The organism is Lysobacter sp. F6437 (assembly GCF_052547215.1).
This window is the reverse complement of the sequence record NZ_JBQWRB010000001.1, coordinates 1,110,776-1,125,750: the sequence shown is the minus strand read 5'-3', so window position 1 is coordinate 1,125,750 and position 14,975 is coordinate 1,110,776. Positions and strand designations below refer to the sequence as shown.

Sequence of the window (14,975 nt, the reverse complement as noted above, 5' to 3'; positions counted from 1 at the left end):
TGGCGAATCCGCCGGAGACACCCCTTGAACGCCACAGACACCGCCCCCGACAGCGCACCTCGCGCCATCTCCGCCAACCTGCGCAAGCTGTGTGCACAGTTCGCCAAACCGCAGGCCGGCCGCGCGGCATGGCAACTGGTCAACACGCTGGTGCCGCTCGTCGCGATCTGGGTGCTGATGGCGTGGAGCGTGGTCGCCGACTGGGGCTACGGCTGGACCCTGCTGATGGCGATCCCGGCGGCCGGCCTCTACGTGCGCACCTTCATCATCCAGCACGACTGCGGGCACGGCTCGTTCTTCGCCGACCAGCGCCTCAACGACACGGTCGGTCGCTGCCTCGGGTTGGTGACGCTGTTCCCGTACGGCTACTGGAAGAAGACCCACGCGGTCCACCACGGCACCTCGGGCAACCTCGACCGCCGCGAGATGGGCGACATCGAGACGCTGACCGTGGCCGAGTACCAGTCGCTGTCGCGCTTCCGCCGCTTCTGCTACCGCTTCTACCGCAGCACGCCGGTGTTGCTGGGGATCGGGCCGGCCTACCAGTTCGTGATCAAGCACCGCTTCCCGTTCGACCTGCCGTTCTCGTGGAAGCGCGAATGGGCCAGCGTGCTGCTCAACAACCTGCTGCTGCTGCTGGTCGGCGGCGCGCTGGGGTTCGCGATCGGCTGGCACACGGTGCTGCTGGTGCATCTACCGATCGTGCTGATCGCGGGCGCGGCGGGCGTGTGGCTGTTCTATGTCCAGCACACCTTCGAGCACGCCTACTGGACCCGAAAGGGCGAGTGGGACTCGCACAAGGCGGCGATTGCCGGCAGCTCGTTCTACGACCTGCCGCGGGTGGTGCACTGGTTCACCGGCAACATCGGCTACCACCACATCCACCACCTCGCCAGCCGGATCCCGAACTACCGGCTGCGCGAGTGCTTCGAGTCCAACCCGCTGCTGCAGGCGGCGCCGCGGATCACGCTGTGGACCAGCCTGCGCAGCGCACGGCTGAAGCTGTGGTGCGAGGAAACCCAGCGGATGGTCGGCTTCCCGAGGCGCGTGCGCGGCCACGCGGCCTGAGCACGCAGCCCAACCCCGGCGCTGCGCGAAGCTGCGATCATGGCGGCATGACTGCCACTGCCCCTGATTCCAGCTTCGCCTCCCTGTCGTTGTCGCCGGCCCTGCTGCAGGGCGTCGATGCACTGGGCTACCAGCACCTCACCCCGATCCAGCAGCAGTCGCTGCCGGCGATCCTCGAAGGCCGCGACCTGATCGGCCAGGCGCCGACCGGCAGCGGCAAGACCGCCGCGTTCGGGCTCGGCCTGCTGCACCGGATTGACCCGACCCGGATCCAGACCCAGGCGCTGGTGCTGTGCCCGACCCGCGAGCTCGCCGACCAGGTCGGCAAGCAGTTGCGCAAGCTCGCGGTCGGCATCCCCAACCTGAAGGTATCGGTGCTGTGCGGTGGCATGCCGCTGGCGCCGCAACTGGCCTCGCTGGCGACCCACGACCCGCAGGTGGTGGTCGGCACGCCCGGTCGCATCCAGGAGCTGCTGCGCAAGAAGGCGCTGCACCTGCGCGGGGTGCGTACGCTGGTGCTGGACGAGGCCGACCGCATGCTCGACATGGGCTTCGAGGAGCCGATTCGCGAGATCGTCGGCAAGACCCCGAAGGAGCGGCAGACCCTGCTCTTCTCGGCCACGTTCCCGGAGTCGATCCGCACGCTGGGCGCGGCGATGCTGCGCGAGCCGCTGCAGGTCACCGTCGAAGGCGTCGGGGACCGGGTGTCGATCGAGCAGTGGTTCTACGAGGTCGAGCCGGCGAAGAAGACCCCGCTGCTGGCCGCGCTGTTGCTGGAGTTCCGGCCCGAGTCCTGCGTGGTGTTCTGCAACATGCGCCGCGATGCCGACGAGGTCGCCGGCTCGCTGCAGCATTACGGCTTCACCGCGATGGCGTTGCACGGCGACATGGAGCAACGTGACCGCGACGAGGTGCTGGTGCGCTTCGCCAACCGCAGTTGCAGCGTGCTGGTGGCCAGCGATGTCGCCGCGCGCGGGTTGGATGTCGCCGACCTCGCCGCGGTGGTCAACTACGAGTTGCCGACCGACCCCGATACATATCTCCATCGGATCGGCCGCACCGGCCGCGCCGGCAAGGGCGGAGTGGCACTGAGCCTGTGCGCCCCGCGCGAGGTCGGGCGCGCCCACGCCATCGAGCAGCATCTCGGAACGACGCTGCGCTGGCAGCGCGCGACCCCGCTGGCCGGCAAGGCGCCGAACGTCCGGCCGGCGGCGATGGTCACGTTGCGGATCGATGCCGGCAAGACCGACAAGCTGCGTCCCGGCGACATCGTCGGCGCATTGACCGGCGAGGCCGGCCTGCCGGTTGCCGCGATCGGCAAGATCGACGTGTTCGCGACCCGCTCCTACGTCGCCATCGCCCGCGACAAGGCCGCCGCCGCACTGGCGCGGCTGCGCGAAGGCAAGATCAAGGGCCGGAGGTTCCGCATCAACCGCTTGTAAGCGCGATTGTCGGCGCTCTCGTAGGAGCGGCTTTAGCCGCGATCGGAGCTCGGCGCAGGCGAACGATTCCAGATCGCGGCTAAAGCCGCTCCTACGAAAAGCGGTTGAGCGTCGTCGATCCGCGACGCCCAACCGATCCGCCGGCAGCTATCGCCCGTTGACGCTGAAACGCCCCGGTCCGAGCAGTGCGATCGCCAGCGCCGTGCCCAGGAACATGCCCTGCAGTTCCAGCGCCCAGCCGCCCTGGCCGTTGAGGCTGGCCAGCTGGCCCATGTGCGCCAGCACGATCGCCACCAGCATGTTGACCGCGACCAGCAATCCACCGATCCGCGCGTGGAAGCCGGCGATCAGCATCAGCGGCGCCACCACCTCGCCGATCAACACCGCGTAGCCGAGGAAGCCTGGCAGCCCCTGCGCCTCGACCATGCCGGTGATGCCGGACAGGCCGCCGTTGAGCTTGGCGATGCCGTGCAACAGGATCAGCACGCCGAGGGTGACGCGGAGGAGGAGTTTGCCCAGGTCCTGCTGCAGCGCTGGATTCATCGTGGTGCTCCCGGTTGGAGGGTCGTCCGGAGCCTAGTCCCCGGTGGGCTATTCGACCACGTTCTTGGCCTCGGCGGTCGCCAGGACTTCAACGTGCTCAAGCCGCCGTGGCTTGCCCAGCAGCGGATGCACGAACACCGCGGCCAGGATGATCACCACCCCGAGGTAGAACATCGGTGCCAGTTCCTGCTGTTCGCCCAGCAGCACGATGGCCAGCGCGATCGCATATACCGGCTCCAGGTTGACTGCCAGTTGCACCGAGAACGCGCTGGTGTGGCGCAGCGCGACCAGCGATAGTGCGAACGGCAGCAGCGTGCAGGCCAGTGACAGCACCAGCAGCAGGACCAGGTCGCGGGTGCCCGGCATCACCAGCAGGTCGCCGGCGAATGCGGGGAATACGAATGGCATCAATGGCGCCAGCGCGGTCAGCGCGAGGGTACCCGCGCCCAGCTCCAGCGCGGTCACCGTGAGCGGGTCGCCATGGTCGACCAGGCGCTTGTTGAGCGAACCGAAGATCGCCACGAACAACGCCGACAGCGCGCCGACTACGATGCCGACACGCATGTCGTCGGGTACCCCGCCAACCACCAGTGCGACCCCGGGCAATACCGCGATGCCGAGCACCAGGTCGCGCTTCGAGAAGCGGGTGCCGGCCAGCCATGGCTCCACCAGCGCGGTGAATGCGGTGGCCAGCGCCATGCACGTCGCGCCGACCGAGGCGTTGGCGAGCTTGATCGCGCCGTAGAAGGTCAGCCAGTGCAGCGCGACCAGCACGCCGACCCCGGCGTACGACCACAGCAACCGCGCCGGCATCGCCCGCAATCCGCGCCAGACCTTCGGCAGCAGCGCCAGCGCGACCACCACCAGCAGCATCCGCGTCCATACCAGCGGCAGCGCCGGCAGCGTGATCAACTTGCCGAGGATCGCGGTGAACCCCCACAGCACCACGCAGAAATGGATCTGCAGGAAGGCCTTGCTGGTGGGGGACATGGGCATCGGGCAAGTGTGCCCAAAGGCGGGTGGGAAAAACGAGTGCCGCGCGCGGGACGGACTTTTGTAGGAGCGGCTTCAGCCGCGATCGGAGAACCGTTCGTCGAGCCGACTCCCCATCGCGGCTGAAGCCGCTCCTACGATTTGCTCGCAGCCGTCACATCCGCCGCGGCGACCTGCAGCAGCCAATCCACCACGGCCTGCGCGGCCGGGCGCAGGCGCCGGTGGGCGGGATACACCACGTGGTAGTTCCAGCGCGCCGGCACCACCGGGCCCGGCAATCGCACCAGCCGTCCGGATGCGAGATACCTGGTGACGATCTTCTCGCGCGCGAGCGCGGCGCCGAAGCCGGAGGCCGCCGCTTCCAGCGCGTCGGTCGAGTCGCTGAAGACGTGCCGCTCGTCGAGCGCGCCGACGTGCACGTCCGCGGTCCGGAACCAGTCGTGCCAACCCTGTCGGCCGAGGTCCGCCACCAGCGGCAGCGTCGCCACGTCGGCGGCGGTCCGCACCTGTTCGATCCCGGGCAGGGTCGGCGCCGCCACCGGGAACAGCGCGTCGTCCATCAGCGGGTGGGCGGTCAGGCCGGGCCAGTGGCCGGGTCCGTGCCGGATCGCGAAGTCGGGGCCGCCGTCCTCGAAGCGGGTCAGCACCACCTCGGTGGCGACCGTCAGCCGGATATGCGGATGCGTCGCGACCAGGCCCGGAAGTCGCGGGATCAGCCACGTGTGGGCCAGTGAATGGAGGGTGGAGATGCGTACCCGGTCGTGTTCCTCGTGGCTGGTGCGCAATACCGACAGCACGTCATCGAGGTCGGTCAGCGCGTCGCTGGCGGCGTCCGCCAGTTGGCGGCCCTGGGCGGTCAGCGACACCCCGCGCGCGTGGCGCCGGAACAGTACGACGCCGAGGCGGGACTCGAGCTTGCGCACGTGGTGGCTGACCGCGCTGGCGGTCAGGTGCAGTTCCTCGCCGGCGTGGGCGAAATTCTGGTGCCGCGCGGCCGCTTCGAACGCCGCCAGCGCCGGCAGCCAGTCTCCTCGTAGTGCCATGGGTTAGCCTCAAACAGGATTTGTGCCTGACCCGCAAAGTATGCACTTGCGGTGTCATCGGGCGCACGGAAAATGGCGGTTCGCCCCGAATCGAGCTCGCTCCCCATGCGGACCGCCGAAGCAAGTATCCATGCCATGACCCTCTCCGACGCGCCGACGCGCGCGTGGCTGACCCCGCTGGAACTGGTGGTGCTGGCGGCGATCTGGGGCGTGTCCTTCATGTTCCAGCGCGTTGCCGCGCCCGAGTTCGGCACCGCGGCGCTGTCCGAGTTGCGGCTCGCGTTCGGTGCGCTGGTGCTGCTGCCGTTCCTGTGGCGACAGCGCGCGGCGTTCCCGGCGAAGGTCTGGCCGAAGGTGGTGCTGGTTGGCGCGATCAACTCGGCGGTGCCGTTCGCGTTGTTCGCCTGGGCCGCGCAGCACGCGCCGGCCGGGATCAGCGCGATTACCAATGCGATGGCGGTGCTGTTCACCGCGCTGGTCGGCTTCCTGTTCTTCGGCGAGAAGATCGGCATGCGCCGGGCCGGCGCGTTGCTGGTCGGCTTCGCTGGCGTGGTGGTGCTGGCCAGCGGCAAGACCGCGGGCGCCAGCATCGGCTGGGCGGTCGCGGCCGGCTGCGGAGCGGCCTTCATGTACGGCGTCGGCGTGCACCTGCTGCGCCGGCATTTCTCGGGCATGCCGCAGGCCGCACTGGCGGCGGCGACACTGGGTTCTTCGGCGTTGCTGATGCTGCCATTTGCGATCGCCGAGTGGCCGACACAGGCGGTATCGATCAATGCGTGGCTGTCGGCCGGGCTGCTCGGCGTGCTCTGCACCGGACTGGCGTACGCGGTGTACTACCGGCTGGTGCAGCGCGTCGGCGCGAGCCGCGCGGTCACCGTCACCTACCTGGTGCCGCTGTTCGCGGTTGGTTGGGCGTGGTGGCTGCTGGACGAGCCGTTGACGGTGTCGATGGGCATTGCCGGGGCGTTGATCCTCGGCAGCGTGGCGATCAGCCAGAAGGCCGGCAGGTAATGCCGTGCTCGCGCAGCCGGCGCACGCCCGGGCTGTTGTAGGAGCGGCTTCAGCCGCGATCGGGAGTGGGTGCGGACGAACGATTTTCCGATCGCGGCTGAAGCCGCTCCTACGAAGGCGAAGAGATTCAGGATTCGCGGAGCTGTTCGATCAGCGCCATCGCGGCGGCGGGGTTGCGTTCCTTCGCGGCGCTGATGAAGTAGACGAACACTTCGCGCGGGCCGGTCGGCGCGCTGGCGGGATCGATCCGCGGCACGTCGTCCGGCTCGCCGCCGCGGGCCCATTCGCGAGCGCGGCGGGCCCACAGCGCCAGTTCGTCGGCGTTGTAGCCGTCTGCGATTTCGGCGCGCGAACGCATCAGCCGCAGGTACACGAAATCGGCGGTCACGTCGGCGAACGACGGGTAGTCCCGCGAGTCGGTGAACACCGTGGCCATGCCGTGGTCGCGGGCCATCGCCAGGTAGCTGGAGTCGACGAAATCCGGCACCCGGACGTCAAGCACGTGGCGCAGCGGGTGGTCGCCCACCGTGCGCGGAAGAAGGGCCAGGAAGGCGCCGAAGTCGCCGCGTTCCAACTGGGTGCCCTTGTCGAACTGCCACACGATCGGTCCCAGCCGGTCGCCCAGCGAGGCGATGCCGCCGAGGAAGTCCTCGACCTGCCCGCCGGTCTTCGCAAGCACCTTGGACTGCATGATCCGTCGCGGTGCCTTGAGCGAGAACAGGAAGCCCGGCGGCGTCTCGGCGGCCCAGCGCGCATAGGTCTCCGGCTTCTGCGCGCCGTAGTAGGTGCCGTTGATCTCGATCGCGCTGAGCCGGCGGCTGGCGTACTCCAGTTCGCGCCGCTGCACCAGGCCATGGGGATAGAAATTCTTGCGCCACGGCACGTAGGTCCAGCCGCCGATGCCGACGCGGATGCCGTCGACGGGACCGACCCCGGCCGTCGTCGCACCGGCGTCCGTAAAGAGGTCGTGACTCATGCCGCCGCGTCACCCTCGCCGTCGTCCTGCGGCTGCCAGGGGTCGTAGCTGCCGAACCACCACAGATGCCCTTCGATGTCGCGGCAGGCGTAGCCGCGACCGCCATATTCCTGGTCGGCGATGTCGATCACGATCTCGGCGCCGGTGGCCTTGGCCTTGTCGTAGTGCTCGTCGATCGCCTCGACCACCACGCAGCAGCTCTGCGTCTCGCGGCCGTCGACCTCGTCGGGCTGCACGGTGTGGCGGCCCCATTCGCTTTCGTTGTCGGCCGAGCCGAGCATCACCATGCCGCCACCGAACGTCAGCTGGGCGTGGAGGACGGTGCGCTCGTCGGCGTAGACGGCCTGGCGCTGGAAGCCGAATGCGTCGCACAGCCAATCGATCGCGACGTGCGCGTTGCGGTAGCGCAGGCATGGAATGATTGCGCTGGAAATGCCGGGCGGGCGGGCCATGACAGGCTCCTCAAGCGACGCATGACGGCAGGATAGCCCGGGCCAACGTTAAGCCGCCGTGCCCTCGGGAACCCTGGCCTCCGGTGCGGTCGAGGATGCGTCGGCGGTGGCGGGTTCGCGATGCCCCCGCCGTTGCCAGAACCGCGGCTGGCCCTTCACGCGCGGCTTGCGCGACCGGACCGGGCGACGCGACTGCTCGTCGCGGGCGAGGTCGGCCATCGCGTAGAGCCGCGCGCTGCGGCCCCACGCGACCGAGGCGACCAGCAACTGGGTCAGCACCAGGCCGAGCAGCAATTCGAGCCAGCCGGAACCACTCGCCTGCACACGCAGCAGGCCGAAGCCAAGCGCCAGGCCGTACCCGACCAGCGCGGTGCCGAGGTAGACCAGCAGGGTCGCGACCGGCCGGCGCAGCAGCAGCATGAGGCCCCGTCCCCAGGCACGCACCGCCGAGCGCCGCGCCGGGTCCGAAGCGATCACGCCGCGCCCGGCCTCGACGCTGGCGTGGGCGAGTATCAGCAGGACGGCGACCACGCCCAACGCGATGTTGCGCGCACGGTCGACGTCGGCCGAGAGGATCGCATCCGCGGTGCTCCTGTCGGCCATGCCCATCGCCGCCGCGCCGATACCGAAGGCGATGCCCAGCGGCAGCAGCGACCACAGCAGGGTGCGCAACATGCGGCCGTATTCGCGTGCACCGCCGCCGATCAGGCCGGTGAAGCCCAGCGGGTAGCCGGTGCGGATAGATGCGACCACCATGCCGCTGAGCCAGGGCGACAACAGCAGGGTCAGCGCCAGTGCGCCGAGGCCTGCGCCGCCGAACCACGCGCCCTCTTCGGCGATGTTGCCAATCGCGCCGAACATCGCCATCGGTTCGAATGCGGTGGCGATCCGTTCGACCTGCAGGCTGTGGTCGAACTGCGCCGCCAGCGAACGCCAGACCGGCAACGCCACGATCGCGGTTGGCAACAGCAGGCCCAGCGCCCAGAGCAGCAGCAGGCGCCATTCCAGCGCGTCACCCAGGCCGGCGAGCAGGGCACGCAGGCCACTTCGCTTGCGTGGCCTGGCGGGCGGTGGCGACGCGACCGCCGGTTCGGCGACCGTCGGCTCGGCGTGGGAATCCGTCATCTCGGGTTGCATCGTCATAGGGCCACCAGCAGGGCGTAGAAGGACTGCAGCAGTGCGGCGAAATCCGCACTCCAGCGGCGCGAGGCGCGACCGTCGGGCTCGAGCGTGCGGCTGTCGTCGAGCTTGTCGGCGTCGAGATGGATCGCGTTGGCACCGTCGATGCGCGCCGACACGGCGCGGGCCGGGGTGATGAACTCGAACCGTGCCCAGTCGTCATCGCCCTGCCAGCGGCGGACCTGGTGCGAACCGTCGGCGAAGTCGACCCGCACGGTCTGCGGCACGGCGGCGCCTTCGCGGCGCAGCACCACCTGGGTGCGGTACGGGAACGCGCCGATGCCGTCCTTCGCGTCCGGGTGCGCCTGCTTCCAGGCCTTGCGATGGTCGGCGATTGCCTTGTCGAGGTCGGCGGCGGTCAGTTCAACCTGGCGACCCTTGAACTGCACCAGCCCCGGCTGCGGCAACACCTCCTGGCTGTGCAGCGAGACCGCCCGGTCGCTGACCAGGCTGGCGTCGTAGACGTGCCGCGCGAACAGGCCCTCGACCAGCTCGCGCTGGCCCGACACCTCGGCCAGCACTTCGCGCAGGTCGGCGCTACCGGGATGGCGGAACTTCCAGCGCTGGTAGTAGGCCCGGAACGCGCGTTCGAGCACCTCGCTGCCGAGGCGCGACTCCAGGTCGGTCATCAGCACCGCGGTGCGCGAGTAGACCGTGCCGTAGCTGCCGCTGGAATATCGGTTCCACGCGTTCTGGCCGAGGCCGTCGAACGGCTCGTCCAGTCCCGCGCCGAGGCGATGCTGCTCGACAGGGCTGATCGATACGTTGACGCCGAGCCGGCGCAACCACGGCGGAATCGGATTGATCGCCTGGTCCCCGGCCGCTACCAGCATGCGCTGGTTCCAGAACTCGTTGAGTCCCTCGTCGAGCCACGGTTCCTCGAACTCGTTGGAGCCGAGGATCCCGTAGAAGTAGCCGTGGCCGAACTCGTGGATGGTCACGAAGTCGAGCAGGTAGCGCTGCACCGTGCCCGGCCGCACCTCGTCGTAGCTCGACGCGGTGAAGAACGTCGGGTACTCCATGCCGCCGGCCTCGGCCGCGTTGTACGGCGGGACCACGGCGGTGACGGTGTCGTAGGGGTAGGGACCGAGGGTCTCGCCGAAATACTTCAGCGAATCCAGCGTGGCCTGCAGCACCGGTTGCGCATTGGAGGCGTACTCGGGGTGGAACAGCACGCGCACGTCGACCTCGCGGCCATCGGCGCGGCGGAACGTGCCGGTCAGCGGTTCGGCGTAGCGGTTGTCGGCGGTCCAGGCGAAGTCGTGGACGTCACCCTGCACGTAGCGGTGGCTGACCATGTCGCCGTTGGCCACCGGCGCGCCCTGCAGTTTGCCGGTGGCGCCGACGGTGTAGCCCTTCGGCACGGTCAGGGTCACGTCGTACAGGCCGAAGTCGGCGTAGAACTCGCTGTGCAGGTGGAACTCGTGGGCGTTCCAGCGCGGCGCGGTGGCGCCGCGCTCGCCGGGCAGTTCGAGCACCGCGATCTTCGGGAACCACTGCGCGACCAGGTGGAAGCTGCCGTAGTAGCCGGTGCGCGCGGTGACCCGCGGCAACTGGTCGAAGAAGTCGATGTCGAGCGTGGTGCTGGCGCCGGGTGCGACCGGCTGCGGCAGGTCGAGCCGGACCACGGTGCGATCGGTCGCCGGGCCGTTGTCGGGCTGGACGAAGGTCCACTCGACCGGCGCGCCGGCCTGCTCGACCTTCTTCAGTTCGATATAGCCCCAGTCGCCCTCGTCCATGTCGACGCCGCTGCGGAAGCCGGAGCGCAGCTTGCGCATCTCGGTAAAGAAGGTGCTGCCCGGACCTGAAAACGCGTTGAGGTAGAGGTGCAGGTAGACCGCGTCGACCGGCCGGTCGCTGCGGTTGCGCCAGGTCAGTTGCTGGCGGCCGTCGATGGTGTGCTTGACCGGATCGAGGGTGGCCTGGATGCGGTATTCGACCACGCGGTCGGACAGGGTCGCTTCATGGCCGGTGCGCGGCCCGCCCCAGGCATCGGGCGCGCTGGGCACGGTGATCGCGGCGGCGTCGGGTGCGGCCAGCGCGATCGGTTCGAGCGTCGCCGCGGGCGTATCAGTCGCGGCGGTGCCAGGCCCGGCCGGTTGCGCCTGCTGTGCATTGGCGTGGAACGAAGCGATGGCCAGCAGCGCGGCCAGCCCCCATCGAATGGAAGTGCTCGGCATGCGTTCGAATCCGTGTTTTCCCCAGTGACCGAGGGTGCCCGTGGTCACGGATCGAAGCAAGTGCCATGCCAATGGTCACGGATTGGTTCGGGTCATTCGGCCTCGTCACTCTCGAATTCGACCATCACGTCGAGGTCGAATGCCAATGCCTCCACCGCCTCGCGCACCTTGACCGCGGTGGCGTCGTTGGGCGCCTCGATCTCGAGCACGCGCATGCCCGGACCTTCGTCGTCGGGCAATCCGGCCGAGCTGGAGTCGGGGTCGTCCATGTGCGGCATCAGGTCGGAAATCTCCTCGACGTGCTCGATGCCCTGCACGCTGGTCAGCAGGTTGCCAATGGCGCGCGCGTTGTCTTCGCTGCCGGTGATCCGGATCCGCAACTGGGGCATGGGGGCGCTCTCGAATGGGGTGTCCCGAGGCTAGGCAGCGGGCGGCTAACGCGGCGTGATGGAAGGGGCGGTGCGACGTCGCAGGGTGCTCACGCGCAATACAACCGTGACCCATATAGGCTTGCACCATGGACCCGACGCTTCCCGACACGCGCCTGCCCGACGTGACCCTGCGCCCGCTGGAGCGCAGCGACCTGCATTTCGTCCACGTGCTCAACAACAACCGCAGCGTGATGGGCTACTGGTTCGAGGAACCCTACGAGTCGTTCGTCGAGCTGGAAGAGCTGTACCGCAAACACATCCACGACCAGTCCGAGCGCCGCTTCATCGTCGAGCACGCGTCGCCGGAAACCCAGGCGCACGAACGGGTGGGGCTGGTGGAGCTGGTCGAGATCGACCACCTGCACCGGCGCGCGGAATTCCTGATCATGATCTCGCCCGACTTCCAGCAGCGCGGGTTCGCCAAGGCCGCGACCCGGCGCGCGATCAACTACGCGTTCCGGGTACTCAACCTCTACAAACTCTATCTGCTGGTCGACGTCGACAATGCGCCCGCGATCCGGATCTACGAGGGCGCGGGCTTCCAGCGCGAGGGCGTGCTGGTCGACGAGTTCTTCAGCGACGGCCGCTACCGCAGCGTGATCCGGATGTGCATCTTCCAGCACGAGGCGCTGGGTCGCGACGACGAACGCCGCGACGCCTGACGCCCGGCCCGGTCAACCGTTGGCGGCGCTGTCCGAATCGTCGGCATCGGCATCGGCCTCGCGTACCGGCAACGGCACGTTGCACAGGTCGATATGGCCGGCCGACACCTTGTACCAGTCGTCACGGCGGTTGCGTCGCGCTTCGGTGATCGCGGCGAACGTGGGGCTGTCGGTGCGCAGCACTTCAAGCGTGCTGCGTTCCGCGGCCGGGACTTCGCTGGCGAGCCGGATCGATTTGATTCCGGTGCGCCTGGCCGGGTCCTCGTAGAACCCCATCGGCTCCGGCCCACGCGGGATCACCGACAACAGTTCGATGCCGTCGACCACGCGGCCGACCAGGGTGATGTTGCGGTCGAGCTGGCGCGGCGACTGGCCGGTGACGACGTACAGCTCGGCGCCGGTGCTGGAGTCGGCGGCCATGCCGCGGCCGGCGCCGAGCGCCCCGTAGCAATGCGCCATCCACGCCATCCCGGCCTTGGGATCGTGCCCGGCCGGGAAGCCGTCGACGAACCCGACCTCCGATGCCCAGCCGTCGGCGTCGGGCAGCGCGGTGAACGCGAGGCCATCGCTGGAGCGCTCGAACTCGGCGGGCAGGTGTGCCTTGGCGCTGCCGATCGACTTCGCACCGGCCTCGTCCGCGTTCGGGTCGCCGAACTGGACCACGAAGTTGTCCTGGGAGCGGTAGATGCTCAGGCCGTCCCAGAACCCTTCCTTCGCCAACGTCCGGATGTTGCCGACGTGCTGCGGCGCGAACTGCGGCGCCAGCTCGAACACCACCCGTCCGCCATCGAGTTCCATGTAAAGCGTGCTGGCCGGGTCTAGCGTGCGCCAAGCCGATGCCGGCGAGGCATCGAGGATGTCCTGCACCGACGACGCCGGTGTCTTGTCCGCGGCCTCCGCCGTTTGGGCGGCGTCCGGTTCCTGCGCCGATGCACCGAAAGCGAGGGCGAGGAGCAGGGCGGTCGACAGCAGGCGCGTATTCGGCACGGGATGGCTCCAGGACGGTTGATTGATGCCCGATTCTGGCCGAAGCCCCCCCATCGGGGCCACCCACGCCTTGGGAGCACTGTAGGAGCGGCTTCAGCCGCGATCAGGAAATCGTGTCGTCATACCGACTTTGGATCGCGGCTGAAGCCGCTCCTGCACAAAGCTTCGCGATCGGCAGTGACTAATGGCAGGTGAGCTATATCGAAGTGAGTAGTAGTGTCATGGACAAGCCCACGAACCCGTCGCCCCGATGACCGAACTCGAGCCACTGCTGCGCAAATTCCAGAAGGAGCTGTCGGCCGGCACCGTCTCGCTGGCGCTGCTCGCGGTAATGGCCGCAGCCGCCGAACCCATGTACGGCTACCAGATCGCCAAGCGGCTGGAGCACATCGGCGAGGGCGTGCTGGCGGGCAAGCAGAGCGCGCTGTATCCCGTGCTGCGCAACCTCGGCGCGGCCGGTCTGCTGGACAGCTTCGTGGAGCCATCGGATGCCGGGCCGCCGCGCCGCTACTACCGCATCACCGCGTTGGGCCGCGACACGCTGCAGGCGTGGATGGAAGCCTGGCGCGCCACCCGCGACTCGGTCGATTCCGTCCTCGCACCCATCCCATCCGCAACCCGACCGGGGGAACCCTGATGAACACCGCCCACTTCACCCCGCCGACCACCATCGCCGAATACCTCGACCGCCTGCGCCGCGCGCTGGCCGGCGCGGACCCGGCGCTGGTGCAGGATGCGCTGTACGACGCCGAGGAATACCTGCGTTCCGAACTGGCCGAGAACCCCGGCAGGAGCGAGGCCGAGGTGATCGCCTCGGTCGCCGGAAGCTACGGCGCGCCGGCCGAGGTGGCGGAGATCTATCGCGACACCGAAAGCCGCGTCGCCACCGCGCTGCGCTCGCCGCCGCCGCCCCCACGCAGGTCGGCGGCCGGCCGGTTCTTCGGGGTGGTCGCCGACCCGCGCACCTACGGCGCGCTGTTCTACATGGTGCTGAGCCTGGCGACCGGCATCTTCTACTTCACCTGGGTGGTCATCGGCGTCAGCGTGTCACTCGGCATGTCGGTGCTGATCATCGGCATCCCGCTGATCGTCCTGTACTTCGGATCGGTGCGGCTGCTGTCGCTGGTCGAGGGGCGAATCGTCGAGGCGATGCTGGGCGAACGGATGCCGCGCCGGCCGCTGTACAGCGAACGTGGCAAGCCGTGGCTGCAGCGGATCGCCGACCTGTTCACCGACCCGCGCAGCTGGAGCACGCAGCTGTATTTCCTGATGATGCTGCCGCTGGGCATCGCTTATTTCACCGCCGCGGTGGCGTTGCTGGCGGTGTCCCTGGCGTTCATCGCCGCGCCGCTGGCGGTGCTGTTCGGCAGCATCGGTGGCGGACTGTGGGTCGACAACATCCAGGTCGGGAGCGAGCAGGGCTGGTGGTGGCAGTTGCCGCTGTTGTTCGTCGCCGGCGTGTTGCTGCTGTTCGCGACGCTGCACCTGGTGCGTTTCGTCGGCCAGCTGCACGGGCAGTTGGCCAAGCACCTGCTGGTGAAGTCGTCGCAGTACGGTTGAACCTGGCTGCTTTCGAAATTTAGGAGCGGCTTCAGCCGCGATCGGGACTCGGTTGCCTTCGCCAATTCCCGATCGCGGCTGAAGCCGCTCCTACAAAAGCGGGTCAGAAATCGAACAGCTCGCCGAGCAGGTTCTTTTTCTTCTTGTGCCGGTAGTAGTCCGAATCCCGCTTGTCGTAGCGAGGCTGCTCGTAGCGCGGCTGCTCGTAACGGGGTTGTTCAAGCGGCGGTGGCCGCGTGGCCTGTGGCGGCTGCGGAGGCGGCGCCAGTTCGGCGCTGGCCCGCTCGATCAGCTTGTCCAGCTCGCCGCGGTCCAGCCAGACGCCGCGGCATTGCGGGCAGTAGTCGATCTCGATGCCCTGGCGGTCGGACATCGCCAGTTTGATGTCGGTGCAGACGGGACAATCCATCTTGGAACCTCGTTGGAATCGGCGAAATCGCGTCAGCAA

16 protein-coding genes are annotated in these 14,975 nt (G+C 68.7%); 6 read left to right on the top strand and 10 right to left on the bottom strand.

The features are described 5' to 3' along the window. The first annotated feature begins 24 nt into the window (after positions 1–24). On the top strand, positions 25–1,068 hold the full coding sequence (locus tag ACT9F5_RS05285; protein WP_445118861.1) for a fatty acid desaturase: 1,044 nt from the start codon (positions 25–27) through the stop codon (positions 1,066–1,068). A gap of 47 nt (positions 1,069–1,115) precedes the next feature. Next, on the top strand, positions 1,116–2,510 hold the full coding sequence (dbpA, locus tag ACT9F5_RS05280; RefSeq protein ID WP_445118860.1) for an ATP-dependent RNA helicase DbpA: 1,395 nt from the start codon (positions 1,116–1,118) through the stop codon (positions 2,508–2,510). A 147-nt stretch (positions 2,511–2,657) separates the two neighbouring features. On the opposite strand, the gene ACT9F5_RS05275 is transcribed toward dbpA, so the two are convergent. The 3 genes from ACT9F5_RS05275 to ACT9F5_RS05265 all read right to left on the bottom strand — a co-directional run bounded on the left by ACT9F5_RS05275 (position 2,658) and on the right by ACT9F5_RS05265 (position 5,089). Continuing rightward, positions 2,658–3,053: a DoxX family membrane protein gene (locus ACT9F5_RS05275; protein WP_445118859.1), complete on the bottom strand. Its 396-nt coding sequence runs from the start codon at positions 3,051–3,053 to the stop codon at positions 2,658–2,660. Positions 3,054–3,101: 48 nt separating this feature from the next. Continuing rightward, positions 3,102–4,049, bottom strand: coding sequence for an EamA family transporter (locus ACT9F5_RS05270; protein WP_445118858.1), 948 nt, complete (start codon positions 4,047–4,049; stop codon positions 3,102–3,104). Positions 4,050–4,180: 131 nt separating this feature from the next. Then, complete coding sequence (locus tag ACT9F5_RS05265) at positions 4,181–5,089, bottom strand: LysR substrate-binding domain-containing protein (protein ID WP_445118857.1); 909 nt, start codon at positions 5,087–5,089, stop codon at positions 4,181–4,183. Between the two features lie 135 nt (positions 5,090–5,224). Here ACT9F5_RS05265 and ACT9F5_RS05260 point away from each other — a divergent pair, with 135 nt between their 5' ends. Next, entirely contained in the window at positions 5,225–6,100 is an 876-nt protein-coding gene (locus ACT9F5_RS05260) for an EamA family transporter (RefSeq protein ID WP_445118856.1), read from the top strand. Between the two features lie 127 nt (positions 6,101–6,227). Here ACT9F5_RS05260 and ACT9F5_RS05255 read toward each other — a convergent pair whose 3' ends face one another. The 5 genes from ACT9F5_RS05255 to ACT9F5_RS05235 all read right to left on the bottom strand — a co-directional run bounded on the left by ACT9F5_RS05255 (position 6,228) and on the right by ACT9F5_RS05235 (position 11,276). After that, entirely contained in the window at positions 6,228–7,076 is an 849-nt protein-coding gene (locus tag ACT9F5_RS05255; protein WP_445118855.1) for a DUF72 domain-containing protein, read from the bottom strand. Further along, a complete protein-coding gene (locus ACT9F5_RS05250; RefSeq protein WP_445118854.1) occupies positions 7,073–7,528 on the bottom strand; it encodes a VOC family protein in 456 nt (151 codons plus the stop codon). Before ACT9F5_RS05250 ends, ACT9F5_RS05255 begins: the two co-directional genes overlap by 4 nt. 48 nt (positions 7,529–7,576) lie before the next feature. Further along, on the bottom strand, positions 7,577–8,653 hold the full coding sequence (locus tag ACT9F5_RS05245) for a hypothetical protein (RefSeq protein ID WP_445118853.1): 1,077 nt from the start codon (positions 8,651–8,653) through the stop codon (positions 7,577–7,579). A gap of 14 nt (positions 8,654–8,667) precedes the next feature. Further along, the gene (locus tag ACT9F5_RS05240; protein WP_445118852.1) at positions 8,668–10,887 is read right to left on the bottom strand and encodes a M1 family aminopeptidase; all 2,220 of its coding nucleotides are present in this window, start codon (positions 10,885–10,887) and stop codon (positions 8,668–8,670) included. A 92-nt stretch (positions 10,888–10,979) separates the two neighbouring features. Then, the gene (locus ACT9F5_RS05235; RefSeq protein ID WP_445118851.1) at positions 10,980–11,276 is read right to left on the bottom strand and encodes a hypothetical protein; all 297 of its coding nucleotides are present in this window, start codon (positions 11,274–11,276) and stop codon (positions 10,980–10,982) included. A gap of 128 nt (positions 11,277–11,404) precedes the next feature. On the opposite strand from ACT9F5_RS05235, the gene speG reads away from it, so the two are divergent. Beyond that, on the top strand, positions 11,405–11,980 hold the full coding sequence (speG, locus tag ACT9F5_RS05230) for a spermidine N1-acetyltransferase (RefSeq protein WP_445118850.1): 576 nt from the start codon (positions 11,405–11,407) through the stop codon (positions 11,978–11,980). Between the two features lie 12 nt (positions 11,981–11,992). Here the strand turns inward: speG and ACT9F5_RS05225 are convergent, their stop codons facing one another. Beyond that, a complete protein-coding gene (locus ACT9F5_RS05225) occupies positions 11,993–13,021 on the bottom strand; it encodes a peptidylprolyl isomerase (protein ID WP_445118849.1) in 1,029 nt (342 codons plus the stop codon). A 196-nt stretch (positions 13,022–13,217) separates the two neighbouring features. On the opposite strand from ACT9F5_RS05225, the gene ACT9F5_RS05220 reads away from it, so the two are divergent. Both ACT9F5_RS05220 and ACT9F5_RS05215 read left to right on the top strand, forming a co-directional pair. Then, a complete protein-coding gene (locus ACT9F5_RS05220) occupies positions 13,218–13,604 on the top strand; it encodes a helix-turn-helix transcriptional regulator (protein ID WP_445118848.1) in 387 nt (128 codons plus the stop codon). Continuing rightward, positions 13,604–14,527 carry a sensor domain-containing protein gene (locus tag ACT9F5_RS05215; RefSeq protein ID WP_445118847.1) on the top strand — a complete coding sequence of 308 codons (924 nt, stop codon included), beginning with the start codon at positions 13,604–13,606 and terminating at the stop codon, positions 14,525–14,527. Before ACT9F5_RS05220 ends, ACT9F5_RS05215 begins: the two co-directional genes overlap by 1 nt. Before the next feature lie 103 nt (positions 14,528–14,630). Here ACT9F5_RS05215 and ACT9F5_RS05210 read toward each other — a convergent pair whose 3' ends face one another. Further along, entirely contained in the window at positions 14,631–14,936 is a 306-nt protein-coding gene (locus tag ACT9F5_RS05210; protein WP_445118846.1) for a zf-TFIIB domain-containing protein, read from the bottom strand. Positions 14,937–14,975: the final 39 nt, after the last annotated feature.